Annotated in this window: 22 protein-coding genes; 17 read left to right on the top strand and 5 right to left on the bottom strand. The window is 69.2% G+C overall.

The annotated features are described in order from the left end of the window. Positions 1-4: 4 nt before the first annotated feature. From tsaB to EPO13_00340, 6 genes are all read left to right on the top strand, one after another. On the top strand, positions 5-673 hold the full coding sequence (gene tsaB, locus EPO13_00365) for a tRNA (adenosine(37)-N6)-threonylcarbamoyltransferase complex dimerization subunit type 1 TsaB (GenBank protein TAK71324.1): 669 nt from the start codon (positions 5-7) through the stop codon (positions 671-673). An 11-nt stretch (positions 674-684) separates the two neighbouring features. Continuing rightward, positions 685-1,170, top strand: coding sequence for a ribosomal-protein-alanine N-acetyltransferase (gene rimI / locus EPO13_00360; protein ID TAK71323.1), 486 nt, complete (start codon positions 685-687; stop codon positions 1,168-1,170). A gap of 5 nt (positions 1,171-1,175) precedes the next feature. Next, the gene (gene tsaD, locus EPO13_00355; protein ID TAK71322.1) at positions 1,176-2,222 is read left to right on the top strand and encodes a tRNA (adenosine(37)-N6)-threonylcarbamoyltransferase complex transferase subunit TsaD; all 1,047 of its coding nucleotides are present in this window, start codon (positions 1,176-1,178) and stop codon (positions 2,220-2,222) included. 1,247 nt (positions 2,223-3,469) lie between these two features. Then, positions 3,470-5,140, top strand: coding sequence for a peptidoglycan-binding protein (locus EPO13_00350; protein TAK71321.1), 1,671 nt, complete (start codon positions 3,470-3,472; stop codon positions 5,138-5,140). Then, complete coding sequence (locus EPO13_00345) at positions 5,137-5,868, top strand: ABC transporter ATP-binding protein (GenBank protein TAK71320.1); 732 nt, start codon at positions 5,137-5,139, stop codon at positions 5,866-5,868. The genes EPO13_00350 and EPO13_00345 overlap by 4 nt, the downstream gene beginning before the upstream one ends. Then, positions 5,865-7,181 (top strand): ABC transporter permease, encoded by a 1,317-nt coding sequence (locus tag EPO13_00340; protein TAK71319.1) that lies wholly within the window; start codon positions 5,865-5,867, stop codon positions 7,179-7,181. The genes EPO13_00345 and EPO13_00340 overlap by 4 nt, the downstream gene beginning before the upstream one ends. A 62-nt stretch (positions 7,182-7,243) precedes the next feature. On the opposite strand, the gene EPO13_00335 is transcribed toward EPO13_00340, so the two are convergent. Beyond that, complete coding sequence (locus EPO13_00335) at positions 7,244-8,488, bottom strand: SAM-dependent methyltransferase (protein TAK71318.1); 1,245 nt, start codon at positions 8,486-8,488, stop codon at positions 7,244-7,246. Positions 8,489-8,748: 260 nt separating this feature from the next. Here EPO13_00335 and EPO13_00330 point away from each other — a divergent pair, with 260 nt between their 5' ends. Next, entirely contained in the window at positions 8,749-9,048 is a 300-nt protein-coding gene (locus tag EPO13_00330) for a co-chaperone GroES (GenBank protein ID TAK71317.1), read from the top strand. 120 nt (positions 9,049-9,168) lie between these two features. Continuing rightward, the gene (gene groL, locus EPO13_00325; protein TAK71316.1) at positions 9,169-10,794 is read left to right on the top strand and encodes a chaperonin GroEL; all 1,626 of its coding nucleotides are present in this window, start codon (positions 9,169-9,171) and stop codon (positions 10,792-10,794) included. A 148-nt stretch (positions 10,795-10,942) separates the two neighbouring features. On the opposite strand, the gene EPO13_00320 is transcribed toward groL, so the two are convergent. Continuing rightward, complete coding sequence (locus EPO13_00320) at positions 10,943-11,236, bottom strand: WhiB family transcriptional regulator (protein TAK71315.1); 294 nt, start codon at positions 11,234-11,236, stop codon at positions 10,943-10,945. A gap of 290 nt (positions 11,237-11,526) precedes the next feature. Here EPO13_00320 and EPO13_00315 point away from each other — a divergent pair, with 290 nt between their 5' ends. The 6 genes from EPO13_00315 (at position 11,527) to EPO13_00290 (ending at position 18,876) form a co-directional block, all read left to right on the top strand. Further along, positions 11,527-12,438 (top strand): hypothetical protein, encoded by a 912-nt coding sequence (locus EPO13_00315; GenBank protein TAK71314.1) that lies wholly within the window; start codon positions 11,527-11,529, stop codon positions 12,436-12,438. Between the two features lie 201 nt (positions 12,439-12,639). Then, positions 12,640-13,251 (top strand): response regulator transcription factor, encoded by a 612-nt coding sequence (locus EPO13_00310; protein TAK71313.1) that lies wholly within the window; start codon positions 12,640-12,642, stop codon positions 13,249-13,251. A gap of 109 nt (positions 13,252-13,360) precedes the next feature. Next, positions 13,361-14,863 (top strand): IMP dehydrogenase, encoded by a 1,503-nt coding sequence (gene guaB, locus EPO13_00305; GenBank protein ID TAK71312.1) that lies wholly within the window; start codon positions 13,361-13,363, stop codon positions 14,861-14,863. Positions 14,864-14,887: 24 nt separating this feature from the next. Then, positions 14,888-16,003, top strand: a complete 1,116-nt coding sequence (locus EPO13_00300) for a GuaB3 family IMP dehydrogenase-related protein (protein TAK71311.1) — start codon at positions 14,888-14,890, stop codon at positions 16,001-16,003. A gap of 37 nt (positions 16,004-16,040) precedes the next feature. Next, complete coding sequence (locus tag EPO13_00295) at positions 16,041-17,609, top strand: glutamine-hydrolyzing GMP synthase (protein TAK71346.1); 1,569 nt, start codon at positions 16,041-16,043, stop codon at positions 17,607-17,609. A gap of 571 nt (positions 17,610-18,180) precedes the next feature. Further along, complete coding sequence (locus EPO13_00290; GenBank protein ID TAK71310.1) at positions 18,181-18,876, top strand: hypothetical protein; 696 nt, start codon at positions 18,181-18,183, stop codon at positions 18,874-18,876. A gap of 190 nt (positions 18,877-19,066) precedes the next feature. On the opposite strand, the gene EPO13_00285 is transcribed toward EPO13_00290, so the two are convergent. After that, the gene (locus EPO13_00285; GenBank protein TAK71309.1) at positions 19,067-19,339 is read right to left on the bottom strand and encodes a DUF4031 domain-containing protein; all 273 of its coding nucleotides are present in this window, start codon (positions 19,337-19,339) and stop codon (positions 19,067-19,069) included. Positions 19,340-19,862: 523 nt separating this feature from the next. Between EPO13_00285 and EPO13_00280 the strand changes: the two genes are divergently transcribed. The 3 genes from EPO13_00280 (at position 19,863) to EPO13_00270 (ending at position 21,950) form a co-directional block, all read left to right on the top strand. After that, positions 19,863-20,474 (top strand): hypothetical protein, encoded by a 612-nt coding sequence (locus EPO13_00280; GenBank protein ID TAK71308.1) that lies wholly within the window; start codon positions 19,863-19,865, stop codon positions 20,472-20,474. A gap of 299 nt (positions 20,475-20,773) precedes the next feature. Then, positions 20,774-21,385 carry a hypothetical protein gene (locus EPO13_00275; GenBank protein ID TAK71307.1) on the top strand — a complete coding sequence of 204 codons (612 nt, stop codon included), beginning with the start codon at positions 20,774-20,776 and terminating at the stop codon, positions 21,383-21,385. A 370-nt stretch (positions 21,386-21,755) separates the two neighbouring features. Continuing rightward, a complete protein-coding gene (locus tag EPO13_00270) occupies positions 21,756-21,950 on the top strand; it encodes a hypothetical protein (protein TAK71306.1) in 195 nt (64 codons plus the stop codon). 40 nt (positions 21,951-21,990) lie between these two features. Here EPO13_00270 and EPO13_00265 read toward each other — a convergent pair whose 3' ends face one another. After that, positions 21,991-22,215 (bottom strand): hypothetical protein, encoded by a 225-nt coding sequence (locus EPO13_00265; protein TAK71305.1) that lies wholly within the window; start codon positions 22,213-22,215, stop codon positions 21,991-21,993. Beyond that, complete coding sequence (locus EPO13_00260; protein ID TAK71304.1) at positions 22,202-23,584, bottom strand: PspC domain-containing protein; 1,383 nt, start codon at positions 23,582-23,584, stop codon at positions 22,202-22,204. Before EPO13_00260 ends, EPO13_00265 begins: the two co-directional genes overlap by 14 nt. Positions 23,585-23,640: the final 56 nt, after the last annotated feature.

Genomic DNA, 23,640 nt, shown 5'->3' with positions numbered 1-23,640 from the left:
CGGCGTGCTGCTGCTCGCCCTCGACACGTCGTCGCCGCAGATCACCGTGGCGATCCACGACGGCTCGACGTCGTTGGTGGCGCGGACGCAGACCGCCGCGCAAGGTCACGGCGAGCTGCTGGCTCCCATGGTGGCCGAGGCGATCTCGGCCATCGGGGCACGCCCGGCGGACCTCACGGCGATCGCCGTCGGCGTCGGTCCCGGCCCGTTCACCGGGCTGCGGGTGGGACTGGCGACCGCGGTGGTACTCGGCTACGTCGTGGACGTCGCGGTGTACGGCGTCTGCTCGCTGGACGCCGTCGCCGCGGCCGCCCGGGACCGCGGTATCGCCGGCCCGCTCGCGGCGACGTCGGACGCGTTGCGCGGCGAAGTGCACTGGGCCTGTTACGACGCGGCGGGTCGGCGTGGCGACGGGCCGCACGTCGGACCGCCGGACGTCGCTGCGGCCGCGATCGGGGCCCGTCCCGTCGTCGGTCCCGGCGCTGCCCGCTACCCCGAGGCGTTCGCCGGCCGCGGCGACGCTGGGGCACCGGTGACGGTTGCCGCGTCGTGCCTGGCGGACCTCGCCGCGGCGGCCCTCGCGCGCGGCGAGCCGCTGCTGCCACCGCAGCCGCTCTACCTGCGCCGGCCCGACGCGGTTGCCGGCGGGAATCGCAAGCCGGTGCTGCGATGAGGGGCGACACCATGACGACCGCACCGGTGACGGAGCCGGCGGTGTCGTTACGTCCGATGCGGTGGTGGGACCTGGCCGCCGTACAGGCGTTGGAGGTCACGGTGTTCCCGGCGGATCCGTGGTCGCCCGAACAGTTCTGGGGAGAACTGGCCCGGGTGCCGCACACCCGGTGGTACGTCGTGGCTGAGGACCCGGGCGGTCTGCTGGGGTACGCCGGTTTGTACGCCGTGGCGCCGCAGGCCGACGTCCAGACGCTGGCCGTGGCGCCCCGCGGCCGCGGCCGCGGTGTCGGAGCTGCGCTGCTCGACGCGCTCATCGCGACGGCGCTGGCGCGCGGCTGCACCGAGATGCTGCTGGAGGTGCGAGCGGACAACGTTGCCGCGCAACGGCTCTACGACCGCGCCGGTTTCGTTCGCATCGCGGTGCGGCGCGACTACTACGGGCCCGGCGCGGACGCCTGGGTGATGCGCCGCCGCCCGCTGGCGGCCGCGTCGTGACCGGCGTGGACGCCCCACTCGTGCTCGGGCTGGAGACCTCGTGCGACGAGACCGGGGTCGGCCTGGTGCGGGGGACGACGCTGCTGGCCGACGCGGTCGCCAGCAGCGTCGACGAGCACGCCCGATTCGGCGGCGTCGTCCCGGAGGTCGCCAGCCGCGCCCATCTGGCGGCCATGGTGCCGACGCTGGAGCGCGCCTGCCAGCAGGCCGGCGTCCGGTTGCGCGACGTCGATGCGGTCGCGGTCACCGCGGGACCAGGGCTGGCCGGCGCGCTGCTGGTCGGGTTGGCCTCGGCGAAGGCTCTGGCCCTTGGGCTGGGCATCCCGCTGCTCGGGGTGAACCATCTGGCAGCGCACGTCGCAGTCGACGCACTCGAACATGGCCCGTTGCCGAAACCCTGTGTGGCGCTGCTGGTCTCCGGCGGGCACAGCTCCTTGCTGCTGGTCGGGGACGTCACGGTGGACATCGAGCCGCTGGGCGCCACGATCGACGACGCGGCCGGCGAGGCGTTCGACAAGGTCGCCCGGGTCCTCGGGCTGCCGTTCCCCGGCGGGCCGTACATCGACCGGGAGGCCCGCGCCGGTGACCCCGCGTACGTCCGCTTCCCCCGCGGGCTCAGCGCGCCGAAAGACCTGGCGCGACACCGGTTCGACTTCTCGTTCTCCGGGCTGAAGACGGCGGTGGCCCGGTGGGTCGAACTGCGGGAACGTGACGGCGAGCCGGTGCCGGTAGCCGACGTGGCGGCGGCGTTCCAGGAGGCCGTGGTCGACGTCCTCACTGCCAAGGCGGTGGCCGCCTGCACCGCGTACGGCGTCGGCGACCTGCTGGTCGGCGGCGGTGTCGCGGCGAACTCCCGGCTACGCTCACTGGCTGAACAGCGTTGCGCTGCAGCGGGTATCCGACTACGTGTACCCCGGCCGGGATTGTGCACGGACAACGGCGCGATGGTGGCCGCGCTCGGCGCCCAACTGCTGGCCGCCGGCCGTCCCGGAGCGGACCTGGCGATCGGCGCGGACTCGTCGCTTCCGGTCACCGACGTCACCGTCGGCTGACTCGCTCCGCCGTCGCGCCTGCACTGCTCGGGTTGCGACCCCTCGGTAGAACTCTGCGACCAGCGCGCCGGGCAGATCCCCATTCTGCAAGAACGGATCATGGTGACTGAGCCAGTCAGTGTCGGGCCAGTACCGGATCTGCGCAACGGGTCAGGATACGTCGCCATCGCGCATGACGAGCACGGCGGGACCGCGCGACTTCGGCAAGGTGCTGTTCACGGCGTCGCCGCCACTCCAACTTCCATGCCGGACCCTGTAGACAACAGTCGATCGGAGGGTTAGTTTCTACGCCAGAAGGCGATGATCACGTCAGAAGAATGATCACGAGGTGAACGGGGTGAACGGGGACACCTTCTCGACCACGAGAAGTAGACGCTGCGCCGTAGCTGCAGTTGTCCTGGTACAGGCGGCAAGCATCCTGTTGCTTGCCGCCTGTACCTCCGAAGGCAACGGTGCCAGCCCAGACGGCTCTGTCGTGGCATCCAGTCTGTATCAAGACTCTTCTGGATCGAAGAGCGAGGCCTCAGCGAGCGGGGATGCGTCGGCGACGCTCCCGGTGCTGTCCAAGGATGACTCGATTCCGCCGGGCCAGACCGGGGAGATAGTTCCGACGGTGGGGGCGCTACTCGGTGACATGACCCCACAGCAGAAGCTGCTCCTGAACACCGCCTATTATCTCGTCGTCAAGAAGTGCATGATCGATCAGGGATTCACGCTTCTCGATCCACCGCCGAAGCTTGAGACGGTCAACTCGGGTCCGATCCTGTTCGACGGCTACATCGGAATCCTCGATGTCGACTATGCGAAGAAGTACGGCTATCAGGTGTTCGCGGGAACCGTAACGGATTCTGACAAGAAAGGTCAGCAGCGGGTCATTGGCGACCCGAAGTACGAGGAAGCGCTGAAGGTCGCCGGCAATGATGGCTGCGACGGCGAAGCTGACCGCATGATCGAGAAGAACGTTCCGAGTGAGGACGCGAGTACCCCGGTTCTGGCCACGATCTACCAGGACTCGTTGAACGCCACGTATGCGGACCCGACCTACAAGCAGGTGCTCCAACTGTGGTCGACGTGCATGAAGAACGCCGGCTTCGACTACGCCTCACCTGAGAATGCCTTCAGGGCGTTCGGCGGCTTTCAGGTCACCGCCGAGAGCGCCGTGAGTCGAAGCCTTCCTCAGCCGTCGACCGCGGAGGTGAACACGGCGGTGACAGACGTCGGCTGCAAACGGTCGTCTCGGCTCGCCGATGTCTTCAGGAAGACGTTGTGGGATCGCCAGCTTGCAATGGCGGCGACGAACCGGCCGGTCCTCAAGGTTATCGAGGAGGCCCGGAGTCAGAAGTTGGAGAATGCCCAGGGAATTATCAAGGCGTATGGCTAGACCACTGCGCCGCTTATCTCCTTCAGGCCGTAGGGACAGTGGTGCGCAGACGGAGACGTTGTCGCTGGACGAATTGGCCGAGACGACCCAGGCGATGCCGGCGATAGTGGACCGGCGATCGGCACGTATGCGTGGCCGGGGGTGGTTGGCGGTGTTGGTCGTCGTTGCTGTGGCCGGTGCGGCGGGTGGCTGGATGGCGTCGCGGACGATGGAGTCCCCGCGGGAGGTTGCCGCACGATCGCAGCGACCGGCGGCGACGATCATCACCGCCGCAGTGCAGTCGACGACGATCCGGAGCACAGTGATCAGCCGGGGCCGGGTCGAGGCGGTCGACTCGGTTCGAGTCGGTCTCGGTTCGCTCCTGCCGCCGGGCGACGGCGTCGCCACGGGAGCCGCGTCTGGTGCCAGCGCATCTGGCGACGGAGCTGGCGGCGACGAGGTACTCACCGGGGTCTTCGCCAAGCGAGGGGACGGCGTGCGCCAAGGGCAGGTTGTTGTGGAGGTCAATGGGCGCCCAGTCATCGTTCTGCAGGGGACGAAGGCGTCGTACCGCGACATCGAGCCGGGGATGAGCGGCGTTGACGTCGCGCAGCTGCAGCGTTCGCTGGCCGCGATGGGCGAATACTCGGGTCCGATCAACGGCGTGTTCGATGGAGGCACGAAGGCAGCTGTCGACCGGATGTACCGCGCGGCGGGTTACGCCCCGCCGAGTACGGACGGAGGGGACGGGACCGATGAGGCTGCGATCCAAGCTGATCGCGACACCCTCAACAACGCGATCTCCACACTGACCGACTCCAAGGCACGAAAACGTCTCGCGCAGAAGGAGCTCTCCAGTGCGCTCGAGGCGTGGAAGGAGGCGAACAAGAGGGATTCGGCAACCGCTGGCCCGAAGCCGACCTACCAGGGGCCGAGTGACGCGGAGCTCTCCAGCGACGGCCGAGCGGTCGCGGCCGCTCGCCGGGCGCTGGATCTGGACATCGCCCATCGCGGCACGATGGTGCCCCGAAACGAGGTCGTGTTCGTGCCCCATCTTCCAGCCACCGTCACTCAGATCGCCACGGGGATCGGCTATGCACCGCAAGTTCCGTTGTTCACGGTGTCCGCGGCTGCATTGGTGCTGGATACGCTGATCCCCACCTCTCAGGCAGGATTCGTGAAGGTGGGGAGCCAGGCAGAGGTTGACCTCCCAAGCGGCCAGGTCAGCGGGCTGGTCATCTCGGTTCGCGGCGCGCCGACCCCAGGGCAGACCCAAGTCAGCATCTCCACTCCCGATCCGCTGCCTATCTCGCTCGAAGGGGCGGACGTCAAGGTGACCTTCGTGGCGGCGTCGACCACGGGAGATGTTCTGGCTGTGCCAGAGGGCGCAGTCAACTCCGACGCGAACGGGGATCTGTCGGTGATTGTTCAAGCTGTCGACCAGTCGCTGACCCGCGTGCCCGTGACGGTCGGTGTGACGGGCAGTGACGTGGTAGAGGTCAAACCGAAGGTCATCGGCGCACTCAGCGTGGGTGACGTGGTGGTGGTCGGCGGTTGACCGGCCAAGTCGGCGCTCCGGTCATTGTCTTGGAGGCGATCGAGAAGACGTATCCGCGGCCCGGACTGGTTCACGCCATACGCCCTGTCGACTTGTCGATCCACCACGGCGACTTCGCCGCGATCGTGGGCCCGTCGGGATCGGGCAAGTCGACGCTTCTCAACCTCATGGGGCTGTTGGACCAGCCCACAGCAGGCCGATACCTGCTGGATGGAACCGACACCGGACCTCTCCGTCCGGCGCAACGCGCGGCCTTGCGGGGCAGCAAGATCGGCTTCGTCTTCCAGTCCTTCCATCTTCTGGGCAACAGGACTGCGTTGGACAATGTCGCTCTGGCAGGCGTCTACGCCAAGACACCTCGCAGGGAGCGTCTGGTACGTGCGACTGATGCCATCGCCATGGTCGGCCTGTCGCACCGAGCCAACTTCCTGCCCTCCGTGATGTCCGGTGGTGAGCGCCAGCGTCTCGCGATCGCTCGCGCACTAGCGGGCCGACCAGCCGTACTGCTGTGTGACGAACCCACCGGCAATCTCGACTCCGAGCGATCTGAGGAGGTCGTCGCCCTGTTCGAACACATGAATGCCGCAGGGTTCACCATCGTGATGGTGACCCACGACGAGCAGCTCGCGGCCCGGGCGCGTCGGCGCATTGAGGTGCACGACGGTCATGTCCGCGACATTCCGTCCCGCGGCGCTCCAGTCGGTCCCCGATATCCCGATAGCCCATGAGACGTCCCGGGACAGGCGGTGAACGTTCTGCACGGCCGTCGCAGCCGACGGCCGTGCGAGCGTCGAGAATCCGAACAGTCGACGCTATTCGCGAATCCGTCTCGACTATTGCTGCCAGACCGGCCCGCTCCCTCTTGACGATGATCGGCACCGTCCTGGGCTGTGCGGCAGTGATCGCGATCCTCGGGTTGACGGCCACCGCCCAGGGGCAGATCACGTCGAAGTTCAACGAACTCGTCGCCACTACGGTGACTGTCGCGGATGCCCAGTTCAAGAACGTGACGCAGGCCGGCGACTCGGCTGGGGCACAACCATACTCGTACCCCAGCGATGTCGGGCCGCGACTACGGCGCCTCAACGGGGTAGTCGATGCCGGGGTCTACTTCACCACCGCCGTCGAGCCCGATCCGCTCACCGGACAGAGGCGAACCATCGCGAAGCAGCCGTCGGCGGATCACATCGCGCCGGACGCCGGGGCGTCTCTGACGGCGTGGGGCGTCGAAGGCGGCACCCTCAAGGCGGCAGGAGCGCACGTGGCGTCGGGCGTGGTCTTCAACGACTTCCACGTCCTCAAGGGTCAGTCCGTTGCGGTGCTCGGGCCATCGGCCGCTGCAAACCTTGGTATTTCCTCCGTGGTCACCAACCCCGCGGTGTTCATCGGCAATGACGCTTACTCGGTCATCGGTATCCTCTCGGACACAGGGTCTTTGCCCGAGTTGGACAACGCCATCATGATCCCGGCACCGCTCGCGATCAGCCGGTACGCGCCCCCAGATCAACCGGCCAAAGCGTTGATCCGTACCAAGCTGGGGGCGGCTGCCTTGATCGGCCGGCAGGCTCCATACGCGCTCGATGCGGCACACCCCGGTCATTTCAATGTCAGCACTCCACCCGACTGGTCGATCGTCACCGATCCCGTCAACAGCTCGCTGAACGGTCTTCTGCTCGCACTGGCCGCGATCGCCTTGGTCATTGGCACTGTCGCTATCGCCAACACCACCCTGGTCGCCGTGATGGAGCGCACTGGGGAGATCGGTCTACGTCAGGCCTTAGGCGCCAAGCCATCGCACATTTCGTCGCAGTTCCTGATCGAGTCGACGATCGTCGGCGGCCTCGGAGGGCTCCTCGGCTCGGCGCTCGGTGTGGCAGCCATCCTGGTGGGCTCGGCGGCCCAGCAGTGGACGCCGGTCCTGGACCCTCGTCTTCTCCTCGTCGCGCCCGCTCTCGGCGTCGCAACTGGCCTCATCGCCGGGCTCTACCCATCGTGGCGCGCCGGCAGAATTCCCCCGGCTACCGCGCTGCAGCGACTGTAGATATCAAGCGTCACCTGACCGGGCCGGCGCTGCTCCGAGGGTGTTCGCCTGGTGCTCGGTGACTATGGCGTCGGTGCGCGTTCCACCAGCAGGGTCAGCGGGCCGGTGGGAGTCCGGGTGAACACCAGCGTCGCGGTGGGGCCGGCGCCGCCGAGTCGCAGGGTGGCGCGAACCTGTTCCGGGACGATCGCGACGCCCCGCTTCTTGACCACCACGTCGCCGAACCCGCGCTGCCGCAGGGCATTCCGCAGCGCCCTGAGCTGCGACGGCAGCGGCGCCACGACGCGGTACGCCGTACCCCACGCGGTGACCGGTTCGTCGTCGCAACACACGTAGCCGATGCCGGAGTTCACGAGCCGACCGCCCACGGTCGCGGCGGCCTCGGCGACCAGCCCGGCGCGCAGCACGGCACCGTCGGGTTCGACCAGCCACGGCCCGACCGGCCCTACCGGGGCGGGCACTTCGACTGCTTCGGCCGACGTGAGCTGGTGTGCCACACCGTGATCGATGACGACGGCGCGTCGTCGTACGCCCGGTTCGGCCAGCGCTGGGAACCACACGCACGCCTCGACCACGTCGCCGTCCACGCTGGTCCACGCGACCTCCGCCCCGGCCGGCGCCGCGGCCCGGTCGATGCCGGGGGCCACCTTGGCCACCGTCGCGGGGTGCGACGCCGCCAGTTCGCGTACCCACGACCAGGGCGGCGACCAGCGGTCCGGCGCCATCACCCGGCGCGCGGAACGACCGTCCACCGCGCGGGGCGCCGCCGGGTCGCGCCGCGCCGGATCGACGAAGACCACCCCGTCTGGGCGGACCGCCGCGGCCAGGACCGCCGGATCAGTGACGTCGCCCTGCCATACGACGGCACCGTGACGGCCGGCGAGGTTCGCCCGGGCGGCGGCCGCTGTCACCGGATCGAGTTCGACCGCGTCCACCTGCAGGCCGGCGGACAGCAGGGCCTGGGCGTCCAGCCCGAGACCGCAGCCCAGGTCGGCCACGTGGCGGTAGCCGGCCGCCGCGATCCGCTCCGCCCGCCGATCGGCGACCACCGGGCGGGTCGCCTGCGCCAGGCCGTCGGCGGTGAGCAACAGCCCGGCGGCCCGGCCGCCGAGCCGGCCGACGGCCCGCCGCTGCAGCACCGCCTGGGTGACCGCGGCGGAGACCAACTCGGGGGCGGCCGCCGGGAACGTCTGGCGAAGCCGGCTGACAGCCGCCAGTTCGCCGTACTGCTCGAGCAGCTCCCCGGCATGCGCCCGCAACGCCACCCCGTCCGCGGTCGCCAGGTCGGCCATCACGCTCGGGCTCACCGGCTCATCCTGGCAACGGCCTCAGCTGGCAGTTCCCCGGCGGCCGGCCCTCCGCTGGGCCGCGCCTCCGTTGGATCCCGCGGCCGTTGGCACTCGGGTTGACGGAGTGCTAACGACTTCCTAGGGTGGGCCTGGCACTCTCCCCCCGAGAGTGCTGGATATCAGCATCATCGGACGGCTCGTTCGCCGGCACCGCGACGACGGCGGGACCGGGCCTCCGCGTCATCCGTCAGCACCGATCCCGCAAGGGGAGGGCGACCGTGTCGGTCACCATCAAGCCTCTCGAGGACCGCATCCTGGTCCAGCCGCTCGACGCCGAGCAGACCACTGCGTCTGGCCTCGTCATCCCGGACACCGCCAAGGAGAAGCCCCAGGAGGGCAAGGTTCTCGCGGTCGGCCCGGGTCGTTTCGACGACGAGGGCGACAAGCGCATCCCGCTCGACATCACCGTGGGGGACACCGTCATCTACTCGAAGTACGGCGGTACCGAGGTGAAGTACAACGGCGAGGAGTACCTCATCCTCTCCGCCCGCGACGTGCTCGCCGTCGTGGAGAAGTGACGAAGCTCTGATCGTCTGACCGCCCCGGGCGGCCCGCTGTGGGCCACCGGGGCGGTCGTACGAGGAGTCCGACGTACGACCAGCGGCCCGGCCGCGGTAATCAGCTGCGAGGGAAGAGACATGGCCAAGATCCTGGAGTTCGACGAGGACGCGCGGCGCGCCCTCGAGCGCGGTGTCAACGCGCTCGCCGACGCCGTGAAGGTGACGCTCGGTCCGCGCGGCCGCAACGTCGTCATCGACAAGAAGTGGGGCGCCCCCACCATCACCAACGATGGTGTGACGATCGCCCGCGAGGTCGAGCTGGAGGACGCGTACGAGAACCTCGGCGCCCAGCTGGCCAAGGAGGTCGCCACCAAGACCAACGACATCGCCGGCGACGGCACCACGACCGCGACCGTGCTGGCCCAGGCGCTGGTCCGCGAGGGCCTGAAGGTCGTCACCGCCGGTGGCGCGCCGCTGGACCTGAAGAAGGGCATCGACGCCGCGGTCAAGGCCGTCGCCGCGCAGCTGCTCGACATCGCCCGCGACGTCAGCGGCAAGGGCGAGATCGCCCAGGTCGCCACGATCTCGTCGCAGGACGCCGCGATCGGCGAGCTGATCGCCGAGGCCTTCGACAAGGTGGGCAAGGACGGCGTGATCTCGGTTGAGGAGGCCAGCACCACCGCGCTGGAACTCGAGTTCACCGAGGGCATGCAGTTCGACAAGGGCTACATCTCGCCGTACTTCGTCACCGACGCCGAGCGGATGGAGACCGTCCTCGAGGACGCCCGGATCCTGCTCGTGCAGGGCAAGGTCAGCAGCGTCAGCGAGCTGTTGCCGTTGCTGGAGAAGGTGGTTCAGGCCGGCAAGCCGCTGCTCATCATCGCCGAGGACGTCGACGGCGAAGCGCTGTCGACCCTGGTGGTCAACCGGATCCGCGGCACGTTCGCGTCGGTGGCCGTGAAGGCGCCGGCGTTCGGTGACCGCCGCAAGGCGATCCTGGAGGACATCGCGACCCTGACCGGCGCCCAGGTGGTTGCGCCCGAGGTCGGGCTCAAGCTCGACCAGGTCGGCCTGGAGGTGCTCGGTTCGGCCCGTCGCGTCGTGGTCACCAAGGACGACACGACGATCGTCGACGGCGGCGGCCAGTCGCAGGCCGTGCTCGACCGCGTCAACCAGGTGAAGGCAGAGATCGAGCGCACCGATTCGGACTGGGACAAGGAGAAGCTGCAGGAGCGGCTCGCCAAGCTCGCCGGCGGCGTGTGCGTGATCAAGGTCGGCGCGCACACCGAGGTGGAACTCAAGGAGAAGAAGCACCGCATCGAAGACGCGGTGTCCGCCACCCGGGCCGCCATCGAGGAGGGCATCGTCTCCGGTGGAGGTTCCGCCCTGGTCCACGCCGCGTCGGCGCTGGACGGCGACCTGGGCCTCACCGGTGACCAGGCCATCGGCGTCTCGATCGTCCGCAAGGCACTGGCCGAGCCGCTGCGCTGGATCGCCGAGAACGGCGGCGAGCAGGGCTACGTCGTGGTGAGCAAGGTCCGCGACCTCGGCCCGGGCAACGGGTTCAACGCCGCCACCGGCGAGTACGGCGACCTGGTGGCCGCGGGCGTCATCGACCCGGTCAAGGTGACCCGCTCGGCGCTGGAGAACGCCGCGTCCATCGCGGGCATGCTGCTGACCACCGAGGTGCTCGTCGTCGAGCACAAGGAAGAGGAGCCGGAGGCCGCGGCTGGGCACAGCCACGGGCACGGCCACTCGCACTAAGCGCCCCCGACACGGCGAACGGCCCGGACCCTGACCAGGGTTCGGGCCGTTCGGCTGTCGGGCGAGGTGGCGATTCGGCTGTTTCGGACAAGGTACGAGTCGCAGCGTGCCGACGGGTCGGCGGGCCGCAGGAGCGCGGCGGCGGGTCTCAGGACGCCGGGGCGAGCCGGCCGCGGTTGTAGATGGCCTCCCGCTCGTCCTCGCTCAGGCCGCCCCAGACGCCGTACGGCTCCCGCACCGCGAGGGCGTGCTGCGCGCATTGGCTGATGACGGGGCAGCGTGCGCAGACCGCCTTGGCCGCACGGTCCCGCTCCAACCGAGCGGACCCGCGCTCACCTTCCGGGTGGAAGTAGACCGCCGGATCGTCGCCGCGGCACGCGGCGTGCATCTGCCAGTCCCAGAAGTCGGCATTGGGTCCCGGCAGTCTCGAGACGTCGGCCATGTCGTCCTCCTCGGGACCTCGCACTGGTGATCTCTCCGGCGAAGCGGACGTACCCAGCGCCTTCGGCAGGCAAACGCCGCCCGCGACAGATCTGTCCGTGGCCCCGCCGTACGACGGTCCCGAGACGGCGTGGAGCGACTCGACGGGCCCGACGGCGTGGCGGATCGAGTCGGCGGTGACGCAAGACGGTGACGCAAGACGGTGACGCAAGAGGGGGAACGCCGCAGGAGATTGCGTCCTGACGCGCGTAGCGTGCGCCTGGGCCGACGGACGAGCAGGCAGGAGTGCGGGTGGACGACGAGCTCACCGGTCTGCTGGCCAGCGGCGAGCGGGCCGCCTTCCACGGCCGGCCGACCGCGGGAGTGGCCGTCCTGCGCCGCGCCGCCGAACTCGCGCACCAGTCCGGCCGCGACAGCGAAGCGGATGCCGCCGGCTGGCTACTGGGCGTCTGCCTCACCGCGGCCGGCCGCTTCGGCGCGGGACTGGCTGTGCTCGAACCACTGTCGCGGCCAGTCGCGCTCGGCGGCGAACGCGCCGTCTTCGGCTCGCTCGCCTCGTCGACGATGGCCAGCGTCCACCGGCAACTCGGTGACCACGTCGCGGCGCGCGGCCACGACGAGCACGCCGTCGGGCTGGCCGGCGAGGTCGCCGAAGCGGTGTTCGACGCCCACCTCGGCCTGGCCGCGGACGCGGTCGGCCTCGGCCAGGCCGACGTCGCCGCCGTCGAACTCGACCGGGCGCTTGCTGTGGCGGCCGGCCGCTCCGGCTGGTGGCGGCAGCGGGTCCGCGGGCACTGGGTGTCAGCCGAAGTGGCCCTGCTGGTCGACGACCCTGCCGCCGCTGCCCGCTCGGCCGCCGAAGCAGTGGCCCTGGCGGAGACCTCCAGCGCCCCGCGGCACGTCAGCAAGGGACTGCTCTTCCTCGGTATGGCGCAGTTGACGATGGGAGACCAGCGCGAGGCCGCCGCGACGCTGCGTCGGGCAGCCTCGCTGGCCGAGAGTCTCGGCACGTTGCCGTTGGCGTGGCCGGCGCGGGCGGTGCTCGGCGCGCTGCTGTTCGGCGCCAGCCACGACGAGGCCGTGCGCTCGCTGGACGCCGCGCGGGGCGTCGTACGCCGGATCGCCGACGACCTTCCGGATGACCTGCAGGCCATCTGGTACGCGCGGCCGGACATCGCCGAGCTGATGCTCGAACCGGTCTGAACGACTTCCGGTCGCAGCCCGTGTGCGGCCAGGACGCCAGTCGTGGGTCTGTGATGACGCTGCGTCACCGGGGTGAGTCAGGTCACCGTCGGCGCGAGCGGGTCGCCAGGTTTCCCGGGCCGGGGCAGTGAAGACGGCCGCTGCCGATGCCGACACCTTCTCCGTCAGGGAAAGACGGCTTCGAACGCGGTGGAGGCTTGTGTGACGACGGTCCTGGTGTGCGACGACGCTCCCCTCGCGCGCGAGGCGGTACGCCGGTCCGTCGGCACCGTGCCCGGCGTGGAACGCGTCACCTCCGCCGGCAGCGGCGAGGAGGTCCTGGCCCGGTACCCGCTAGAGCGACCCGACATGGTGCTCATGGACGTCCGGATGCCCGGGATCGGTGGCATCGAGGCGTCCCGGCGCCTGGTGGCCGCCCACGGCGAAGCGAACGTGGTCATGCTCACCATGGGCGAGGACCTCGACGGGGTGGCGCGCGCCGTGGCCGGTGGAGCGCGCGGATACCTGGCGAAGGACGCCTCCCGCGAAGAGGTCGCCTCGACCGTCGCCCTCGCGCTGTCCACCCGCCGGGCGGTCGGCGGGGTGCGCGGCGGGACGTCGCGACCCACGGGAGCGCCACCGGCGCTCACCGAGCGGGAGCAGCAGGTGCTCGAAGGCATGAGCCGCGGCAAGAGCAACGCGCAGATCGGTGCCCAGCTCTACCTGTCCGAGGACACCGTGAAGACCCACGCCCGGCGGCTGTTCCGCAAGCTCGCCGCTGCTGACCGCGCGCAGGCGGTCGCGCTGGGCTTCCGGTGGGGGTTCCTGCGCTGACGGTCGGATGCGCTGATGGTCGGATGCGCTGACGGTCGGACCTGCTCGCCGCGGCCGGTAGCCTGAAGGCCCGCCGCCGACGCGGCCGCCTGCGTTCGAAGAGGTCGCCATGGAGCCAGCCGCCACCGGTCTGCCGGATCGGTTCGCCGCGCTGGGACTGACGTACGACGACGTCCTGTTGTTGCCGGGCGAGTCCGACGTCGTCCCGAGTGAGGTGGACACCTCCACCCGCATCACCCGCCGGATCACCCTGCAGATGCCGCTGGTGTCCAGTGCCATGGACACCGTGACCGAGGCGCGCATGGCGATCGCCATGGCACGGCAGGGCGGACTCGGTGTGCTGCACCGGAATCTGTCGATCGACGACCAGGCCGGCCAGATCGACCTGGTCAAGCGCAGCGAAGCCGGCATGGTCACCAACCCGGTGACCTGCAGCCCCGACGACACCCTGGCCGACGTCGACCGGCTCTGTGCCCGGTACCGGATCTCCGGCGCGCCGGTGGTCGACGCCGACGGGATCCTGCTCGGCATCGTCACCAATCGCGACATGCGGTTCGAGGAGGATCACTCCCGGTCGGTGCGCGACGTGATGACGCCGATGCCGCTGGTGACCGCCCCGGTCGGGATCGGCCCCGACGACGCGCTGGCCCTGCTGGCCCGCAACAAGGTCGAGAAGCTGCCCCTCGTCGATGACCGTGGCCGGCTGACCGGGCTGATCACGGTGAAGGACTTCGCGAAGTCCGACAAGTACCCGCACGCGACCAAGGACGAGCGCGGCCGGCTGGTCGCCGGCGCCGCCGTCGGGGTGGGGGAGGACGCGTACAAGCGAGCCCGCACGCTGGTGGACGCCGGGGTGGACCTCGTCGTCGTCGACACCGCCCACGGGCACTCGCGCGCCGTCCTCGACATGGTGTCGCGGTTGAAGCGGGACACCGCCATCGAGGTGATCGGCGGCAACGTCGCCACCCGCGCCGGCGCCCAGGCCCTCATCGACGCCGGCGCGGACGGGATCAAGGTGGGGGTCGGGCCGGGCTCGATCTGCACCACCCGCGTCGTCGCCGGCGTGGGCGTCCCGCAGGTGACCGCGATCTACGAGGCGTCGCTGGCGGCCGGGCCCGCCGGCGTCCCGGTGATCGGTGACGGCGGCCTGCAGTACTCCGGTGACATCGCCAAGGCCATCGTCGCCGGCGCCGACACGGTGATGCTCGGCTCGTTGCTGGCTGGCTGCGAAGAGGCACCCGGCGACGTCGTGTTCGTCAACGGCAAGCAGTTCAAGCAGTACCGCGGTATGGGCTCGCTCGGCGCCATGCAGTCCCGCGGCGACGCGCGGTCGTACTCCAAGGACAGGTACTTCCAGGACGACGTGTTGTCCGACGACAAACTCGTACCCGAGGGTGTCGAGGGGCAGGTGCCGTACCGGGGGGCCCTCGTGCACGTCGCGCACCAGCTCGTCGGTGGTCTGCGAGCGGCGATGGGATACTCCGGCGCCCAGACGATCGCCGAACTGAAGACCAAGGGCCGATTCATCCGGATCACCGCGGCCGGCCTCAAGGAAAGTCACCCGCATGACGTCGCGATGACCATCGAGGCGCCGAACTACCACAGCCGCTGACCGGCACCGACGAGAGGGACCGGAGTGTCGGAGATCGAGATCGGCCGCGGCAAGCGCGGCCGGCAGGCGTGGTCGTTCGACGACGTCGCCGTGGCGCCGAGCCGCCGAACCCGTGACCCGCAGGACGTTTCGGTCGGCTGGCAGGTCGACGCCTACCGGTTCGAGACACCGATCGTCGTCGCGCCGATGGACTCCGTGGTGTCCCCGGCCACCGCGATCGAGATCGGCCGGCTCGGTGGTCTGCCGGTGCTGAACCTCGAAGGACTCTGGACCCGGTACGAGGATCCCGCGCCGCTGCTGGCCGAACTGGCGGAACTCCCGGATTCCGCTGTCACCGCCCGGCTGCAGGAGATCTACGCCCGGCCGGTGGTGCCCGAGCTGATCGCCGCGCGGGTCGCCGAGGTCCGCGCGGCCGGGGTGACCGTCGCCGGCGCGCTGTCGCCGCAGCGCACCGCAGAACTGGCCAAACACGTCGTCGACGCGGGTGTCGATCTCTTCGTCATCCGCGGCACCACCGTGTCCGCCGAGCACGTCGCGCAGGGCCGGGAGCCGTTGAATCTCAAGCGGTTCATCTACGAGCTCGACGTCCCGGTGCTGGTCGGCGGGTGCTCGACGTACCAGGCGGCGCTGCATCTGATGCGGACCGGTGCGGCCGGCGTACTCGTCGGTTTCGGCGGCGGCGCGGCGCACACGACCCGTGACGTGCTCGGTATCCGGGTGCCGATGGCCTCCGCGGTCGCCGACGTCGCGGCGGCCCGCCGGGACTACCTGGACGAGTCCGGGGGACGCTACGTCCATGTCCTCGCGGACGGGTCGATGGGCCGCAGCGGCGACGTGGTGAAGGCCTTCGCCTGCGGCGCCGACGCGGTCATGGTGGGCTCGCCGTTCGCCCGCGCTGTCGAGGCGCCGGGTCGCGGATTCCATTGGGGCAGTGAGGCTGTGCACGCCGCGCTGCCGCGCGGCGAGCGCGTGCACCTGGGCACGGTCGGTACCCTCGCGGAGATCTTCCACGGGCCGTCCCGGGTGGCCGACGGGACGATGAACCTCGTTGGCGCGCTGCGCAAGGCGATGGCCACCACCGGCTACAGCGACCTCAAGGAGTTCCAGCGGGTCGAGGTCGTCGTCGCCCCGACTCGTTGAGACCGCGGTCATGACTTCTACTCCGGGACGGTCCGCCTTGTCCGACGTCTGCCCTGTCCTCGTCGTGGACTACGGCGCCCAGTACGCGCAGTTGATCGCCCGTCGGGTACGTGAGGCGCGGATCTACTCCGAGATCGTCCCGCACACCATGCCGGTCGCCGAGATGCTCGCCAAGAGACCAGCGGCCATCATCCTGTCCGGCGGCCCGGCCAGCGTGTACGCACCGGGCGCTCCCCAGGTCGAGGCCGGCCTACTCACCACGGGGGTCCCGACGTTCGGGATCTGCTACGGCTTCCAGGCGATGGCACTGGCGCTCGGCGGCGAGGTCGCCAGGACCGGGCGGTCGGAGTACGGCGGCACGCCGCTGCACGTGCTGGGAACCGACAGCGCGTTGTTCACGGGATTGCCGGCAGCGCAGACGGTCTGGATGTCGCACGGTGACTCCGTGGTCGCCGCGCCCGCGGGCTTCGTCGTAGCCGCGACCAGCGACGGGGCACCGGTCGCGGCGTTCGAGGACGCGTCACGCCGACTGGCCGGCGTGCAGTTCCATCCCGAGGTGCTGCACAGCGAACACGGCCAGGCGGTGCTGGAACGCTTCCTCTACGACGTCGCCGGTATCGAACCGACCTGGACCACGGCGTCGATCGTCGACGAGCAGATCGCCGCGATTCGTGGGCAGGTCGGCGACAAGCGCGTCATCTGCGGGCTGTCCGGTGGGGTTGATTCGGCGGTCGCGGCGGCGCTCGTCCAGCGTGCTGTCGGCGATCAGCTCACCTGCGTGTTCGTCGACCATGGCCTGCTGCGCAAGGGCGAAGCCGAGCAGGTGGAACGGGACTTCGTTGCTGCGACAGGCGTTTCGCTGACGGTGGTGGACGCCGCCGAGCGGTTCCTCGTCGCACTCGACGGAGTGTCCGATCCGGAGACCAAGCGGAAGATCATCGGGCGGGAGTTCATCCGGGTGTTCGAGGGCGCGGCACGCACGGTCGTGGCCGATGCCGGCGCGCACGGCGAGTCCGTCGACTTCCTTGTGCAGGGCACGTTGTATCCGGATGTCGTGGAATCCGGTGGAGGGACCGGTGCCGCGACGATCAAGAGTCACCACAACGTCGGCGGGCTTCCGGAGGATCTGCAGTTCGGGCTCGTGGAGCCGTTGCGGACGTTGTTCAAGGACGAGGTTCGTGCCGTCGGCCTGGAACTCGGTCTCCCGCCGGACATCGTCTGGCGGCACCCGTTCCCTGGCCCCGGGCTCGCGATCCGCGTCGTAGGAGCCGTGTCGGCCGAGCGACTGGCAATCCTGCGTGAGGCCGACGCGATCGCCCGGGAAGAACTCACCGCCGCAGGCCTCGACGGCGACGTGTGGCAGTTCCCGGTGGTGCTGCTCGCGGACGTCCGCAGCGTCGGGGTGCAGGGCGACGGGCGGACGTACGGTCATCCGGTCGTGTTGCGACCGGTGAGCAGCGAGGATGCGATGACCGCGGACTGGTCACGGTTGCCGTACGACGTGATCGGCCGGATCTCCACCCGCATCACCAACGAGGTACCCGACGTGAACCGGGTCGTGCTCGACGTGACGAGCAAGCCGCCGGGCACGATCGAGTGGGAGTGACGGCTGATCATTCTGGTTGGCGATGAGCAGGATGAACGTGGCTACTTGATCTTCGTGAGATCAATTCCGTTCAACCAAAGGCGCCGACCATCTGCCCCTTCGACCAGCCAGGTCGGGTAGAGCTTCGTGCCGTGTCCGCGCTGGAACTCGGTGGACCGGTCGAGCACGACGCCCTCGCTCGCGTAGAGAGGGTTGCTGATCAGCACGCGGTCGCCTACACGGAACCTTCCGAGTCGTCGCCGACGACCAAAAATGGTCCGCTTCTGCGCCCGCTCCGTCGGGATGCTGGTCGGGGGGTATGGGTCCCCAGGCTTCCACTCAGGTTGGGGAGCGCGGTACCGCGCGGGATCGACCCATGTCGGATCCGGACACCCGCAGTGGGGACACGTGGCTGACTCGGTCGACACCGTGCCACGACATTCACGGCAATTGGTGAGCGCCATTGCGTCGCTCCTTCAACCTGGTCAGCGGCGGAGTGCAGCAGACAAGGGCGACGGTACCTGATCACCGAGGCATCGTGGGCCGCGCTGTTACGGTAACCCACCATTTGCTTACCTCTGGGAGGCCGCCTTTGAGAACCGACCTGTCTGGGCTACCGCTGCCGGGCGACGTCCTCGAGCGCGTGGCGAACGGCCCTCAGTCGGCCGTCGGTGGCCAGTCCGTTGTCGTGCCAATGGCATGGTGGCACAGGAACTTGGAGGGCCTGCCGGGCCGTGACCTCTTCGGCGCGGTCGACACGGCTCAGGTGAGCCGCAGAGATGTGTTTACGCTCGCGTCAGCCAGCGACACGAACGACGGGGCGTTGACGCTGCTGTGGTGGAGCCTAGCCTGGGGAGCCGGCAACAGGTTGCGTCTGTGCTCACAACGCATCGACAGTGTGCGGGAAGACGTTCGGGGTGCCGGAACGACCTTGCGGAGGGCTGCGGCGCTCGCTGGTGACGGTCCTGGGGCTGCTTTCCGACTGCTCGCCGGTCCAGATCGCATCAAGTACCTCGGAGCGGCGTTCTTCACGAAGTATCTGTACTTCGCCGGCTGCGGCAGGTCGGAGCATCCTTGCCTCATCCTGGACGCGAATGTCGCCCTGGCTCTGCACGACCGCGGCTGGTCCTCTCTGAAGGCCTCCGGCGGGTGGGGAGCAGACACGTACGAGCGCTATGTCGAACTCGCCCGACGATGGAGCACCGAAGCCACGTTGGCGGCCGGGCGCACCGTGGCACCAGCTGAGATCGAGCTGGCCCTGTTCAAGCTTGGTCGTGCTGACCGGTAGTGGCCTAGGGCGCCTCGCACCGTCGCCACCGGCACCACGGTCGAGCCGCCCTGAGCATCGCCGAAGCCGCTACGCGCGCTGGGCTGGGCACGTACCTCAACGGTAGGGGCGAACCGCCAGACGGCGCCACGCGCAACGCCAAGTGGCAGAACGTCGTGCGCAGATCGGGGAAATGGCGCCTGTCAGCGTGTCAGCCCGCGACCGGCCGGGCGGTACGGCGTCGTAAACCGGCGGCGCGCAGCCGAGTCATCAGCTCGCGGGAACTGACCGGTACCGCGCCCAGTGCGATAGCGTCGTCCCGGACGCTGGCGGGCACGTCGTAGTGATCGCCGCCGAAACCCTTCTCCGGTACGCCGAGTCGGGCGGCGAAGTCGTGCAACTCCGCGAGGCTGCTGTCGCTGACCAGATGTGCCCACAGCTGGCCACGCCATTCCCAGTTGGCACCGTCGACCAGGATCGTCACGGAGCCAGAGGCTAGTCCAGGCAGCATCTGATCACCCGTTCGGCTCAGTCGATCCTGGCTAGTGCGCAGACCGCGCCGCGACGCGGCGCGGCGGCAACGGATCGTGGTCGACTGCCATCCGACCCCGGCCACCTGGGCAAGTCGATGTCGGAAAGTAGCTCCCGTGCCGCGCGTACTTCGCCGGCTTACGTCGAACGACTGTTTCGTGGTTGCAAGCGGTACTACCGTGTCCGAACAAGGTGGAGATCAGGCTATGCCTTACGGGGAGGCCCCAGTGATCGATCGTCAATCCGTGTCCGAGTCGCCTTGCCCACCTCTCAGCGCGACATCCGCGTACACAAATTCTTGGTTCGGCACCGCCACATTGACGACGCCGAGCGCCACCACGACTGCCAATTCGCCTTCGGTGCAGTTGAGTTCATCGACGTCGGCGAACATCCACCTGGTACTCCGTTCCTGTATTTCCCATGACGGGCTCAGTTGCTCCCAGGGGGTACGTACGTATGCAGGAACGAGGAGTGAGATGAGCGCTCTGCGGGCGGCCCTTGATGAGTGGTCGGGCTTGTGGACAGGCCTGGGCTCGCCTCCGCCTGAGACGCTAATGCGTCCGGGCCTTTCGATCGAGGAGATTCGGGCGCGACTCTCCGAGTCCAGTCTGGCGCCGTGCGACGACGTGGTTGACTGGTTCAGCTGGCACGACGGCTCGGCCCTCAGCACGTGGCGTTTGCCGGGCAGTGCCCTGGTCGGTGTATCGCTTGCCGAGGCTCTCCGTAGGCGAGAGAGGCAATGGGCGGTGTCGAGTGACCTGGCGTCGGACGGCATGTTCGACGACAGCGGCGGTGTCGAGTCGCTCTATCGACGACAGTGGTTGCCACTGGCGCGGCCGGTCGGTAGTGGTGGTGATCTTGTGGTGGTCTTGGACCGGCAAGTGGCCCATCCAGCCGTCAAGCGCCTCGACTGGGCGGACGGCTATGGACCGGTTCACGACATCGCGGGCTCTCTTGCCGATGTCGTCGGGCATTGGATCCGCGTCCTTCGCACAGGCCTCGTGCGCTTCTCTGCCGAGACGAATCGGTGGGAGCGGGACACGGGCGGACTTCCGGCGGACCTACACAACTCAGATTTGATCAACTAGTGGCGCAGAGCGAACTCGGAGCCGAAGGTGCTGCGTCCGTCGCTCACGCCGATGTCCCTGTGATGAATCCCCGATATATGCAGGTGCTCGAGAGTGGCCCTGGCGCCGACTTGAGGATCGTCCCAAAGATCTACAAGGTTGCCAACCAGTCGCACGGAGGCCACTTCGGTAGCTTCGTGCAAGCCTGCGGATTGGTCAGCGGAGAGGCGAACCCTCCGGGCACTCCATTCTTAGTAGTCCCCATGGTCGGATCGGCAGCCCCGAGAGGCACCTATGTGTGTAACAACTAGGACTTAACCGTGAGCGACCTCACTGTGGCGCTGGCAAAATGGTCCAGTCTGTGGAGCGGTCTGGGTGCGCCTTCGGGCGACGTCTTGATGCGGCCGGGACTCTCGGCGGAGGACATTAGGGCGCAGTTGACCGATTCTGGTTTAGTGCCGTGCGACGATGTTGTGGAGTGGTATTGCTGGGCCGATGGCTCAGCTTCTCCCCAATGGGCGCTACCGGGCAGCGGCCTGGTTGGACTCTCGCTGGCGGATGCCTTGAGATGGCGGAAGGACCTTTGGGCTGTTGCAAGTGACTTGGCGGCCGATGGACTCTTCGAGACTGTTGGCGGCGTTGAATCCCGCTACCGACGTGAGTGGCTCCCGCTCGCACAACCTCTCGGCAGTGGCGGCGAACTCGTCGTGGAACTGGGGCGGCAGGTCGCTCATCCTTCGATCAAGCGACTCGACTGGGTGGACGGCCTCCGACCGGTTCACGACATCGAAGGGACTCTTGTCGACATCGTCGGGCACTGGACTCGAGTCCTGCAAACAGGACTCATTCGCTTCTTCCCTGAGACTAGTCGGTGGCAGGGCGATATCTTCGCCCTGCCACCGGGTCTGCTCGACCACGATCTCGTCAACTAGCAGTTCCGGGGAAGTTGGCAGTTTGCGTAGGGGTTAGGAGCTCAGGCTGATGCAGGAAGAGTCGCCGCTTCGTGCTGAACAAATGGGCGTGCCTTCGACCGGGTGGTACTGCCCATCAGGACAGTGCAGCAGGTCCCTGATTGCCGCGCGAGGAGGCACTGGCGCGGTGAGGCCAACTGCCTCGACTGGGTAGTCGACCTCGGAGCCCTGCCGGCTGACCTTCGACAGCGCCGACTCGTCGGCTGATCGGGGCCCGGCAGTACGTCAGATCACAAAGGCGCCCCAAGCGGACTTGATGCCCCGTGCGCTGGAGCTCGCGCATCAGCTGGCGACGTACTCGGAACTGTCGTTGCGTCTCCAGCGTCGTGCCATGACCGACCGTTGGAAGAGGCTGTTCGAGGACCACGCCGGTGTCGGCTACGGAATGGCGTGGGAAGGGCTGGCCCACCTCGACCGCGATTTCAACAAATGGATCGGGACCCACGAGGGAAGCGAGGAGTACGCCCAGTTGCAGCTTCCCCTCGCCAAGAAGCCGGGCAGTCTCTACGGCTACGACACGAACTGAGCAATCTCCGCCGGTGATCGGGCCGCGATTCGCGGCCCGATCACGACGGCATCGCGTCCGGCGACGGAATCGAGTCACGCCGTCGGCGGGCGCCCACCACCGACCCGACCAGTCCGCCGACCCCGAGGGCTACCAAGGCAGCCGGCAGCACGAAGCGCGGATCCAGATGAGTTTCGGTGGCCGCGGCCAGGGCGTACCCGCCGCCGAGAACGACGAACAGCAGACCGGCCATGAGCGAGAACACGTCGAGGTCATGACGCTTCACGGCGTACCTCCAGGTTTCCGGCGCCCAAGGTCGCGTCGAGGTCGATGGTCAGTGGCGTCACGGAGGTGCTGGCCGGCGGCGTCGCGGGCGGGGTCACCACCGGATCGACGGTCGTCGTGACCTCCAGCCCCGAACCGTTCCGCTCGGATTCCCCGGGCACCGTCAGGACGCCGGCGCCGACCTCGGCGTCGATCTCCACCCGCGCGTCGTTCGGCACGATGACGAGCAGCCGGCCGATGCCCTGGCGGGCCGTGACCCGCAGCTGCCCGGTGGCGTCCGCCGGTAACGCGGCGAGGTCGAGGGTGGCGTTGCCGATGCCGAGGGAGTATTCCTGCTCGACCTGCGCAACCGTGGTCGGTCGCCAGGTCCGCTGGCCGATCCCGTCACCGAAACGCACGCCGGTCGGCAGGGCGACGGCGCAGGCCGTGAGCAGCGCCAGCGGCGCCGCGAGCCAGACCAGCCAACGCGCCCGGCCCACCACGGCCCCGACCAGCAGCCCGAGGCCCAGCACGCCGAGGGAGGCGGCCAGCACCACACCGGCGGGGACCGCCAACGCGCCGCTGCGGTCGAGCAGGACGAGGATCCCGGCGACGACGACGGCCAGGCTGAGCGTCGCCAGGCCGAGGTACGACGGTTCCCGCCGTACCGGACGCGGCGAGCCGGCTGGCGTCGGCCCCGCAGTGGGCGGCAGGACCGGCGGCGGCCCCGCAGTGGGCGGCAGGACGAGCGGCGGTACGGCTTCGGAGACCGTCGGCGCTCCGCCGGTCTGCACCGGGTCGGTATCCGTGACCGGCGGGGCGTCGGGCAGGGTCGGCCGGTAGGTGCCGGTCCAGCCGTAGGCGTAACCCTGCGGGGTGGTCGGTCCGGGGTCGACGCTGGGCGCCGCGGCGGCCGGACCACTACGGCGCGACAGCAGGTAGACGACCAGGCCGATCACGGCCAGGCCGATCAACGGACCGCCCAGATGCGGTCCGCCCCAACCGAATCCCCACGGGCCGAACGTCCCGCCGAAGGCCAGCAGCACCAGGACGGCGGCGCCGATGGCCAGCCACGTGATCGTCGTGGCGTTCGCTCGCCCGGACAGCAGTCGCTGGCCTTCGCTCTGCTGCGCCCCGTCCTCCGGAATGACCAGCAGGCCGATGACGTACAGCACGACCCCGGCACCGCCGAGGACGGTCAGCACGGCAACCAATACCCGGATGATGACCGGATCCACCCCCAGCGTCCGGGCCACCCCGGCGCACACGCCTCCCAGCACGCGGTCGGAGGTGCTGCGCCGCAACGGTGGCCGCGGCGGCGGCACGGGAGGCGGCAACGGCGGGTTCGGGTCCGGTCCGCCCGGCGGCGGGGCGGCGTAGGCATCGCTCATGCCGACGAGGGTGGCGCTTGCGGCCACCGAGGCACATCAGGGCAGCACCCTGATTC

Source organism: Actinomycetota bacterium (assembly GCA_004297305.1).
Taxonomy (GTDB): Bacteria; Actinomycetota; Actinomycetes; order S36-B12; family FW305-bin1; genus FW305-bin1.
Note: the sequence above shows the minus strand (reverse complement) of the source record. Positions and strands in the feature narration are given on the sequence as shown.

What these genes read in the sequence shown, in the direction of transcription:
- rimI (TAK71323.1), top strand. Translation starts at nt 685, where the DNA reads ATGACGACCGCACCGGTGACGGAGCCGGCGGTGTCGTTACGTCCGATG.
- EPO13_00350 (TAK71321.1), top strand. Translation starts at nt 3,470, where the DNA reads ATGTCTTCAGGAAGACGTTGTGGGATCGCCAGCTTGCAATGGCGGCGA.
- EPO13_00340 (TAK71319.1), top strand. Translation starts at nt 5,865, where the DNA reads ATGAGACGTCCCGGGACAGGCGGTGAACGTTCTGCACGGCCGTCGCAG.
- groL (TAK71316.1), top strand. Translation starts at nt 9,169, where the DNA reads ATGGCCAAGATCCTGGAGTTCGACGAGGACGCGCGGCGCGCCCTCGAG.
- EPO13_00320 (TAK71315.1), bottom strand. Translation starts at nt 11,236, where the DNA reads ATGGCCGACGTCTCGAGACTGCCGGGACCCAATGCCGACTTCTGGGAC.
- EPO13_00260 (TAK71304.1), bottom strand. Translation starts at nt 23,584, where the DNA reads ATGAGCGATGCCTACGCCGCCCCGCCGCCGGGCGGACCGGACCCGAAC.
- EPO13_00270 (TAK71306.1), top strand. Translation starts at nt 21,756, where the DNA reads ATGACCGACCGTTGGAAGAGGCTGTTCGAGGACCACGCCGGTGTCGGC.
- EPO13_00280 (TAK71308.1), top strand. Translation starts at nt 19,863, where the DNA reads ATGAGCGCTCTGCGGGCGGCCCTTGATGAGTGGTCGGGCTTGTGGACA.
- guaB (TAK71312.1), top strand. Translation starts at nt 13,361, where the DNA reads ATGGAGCCAGCCGCCACCGGTCTGCCGGATCGGTTCGCCGCGCTGGGA.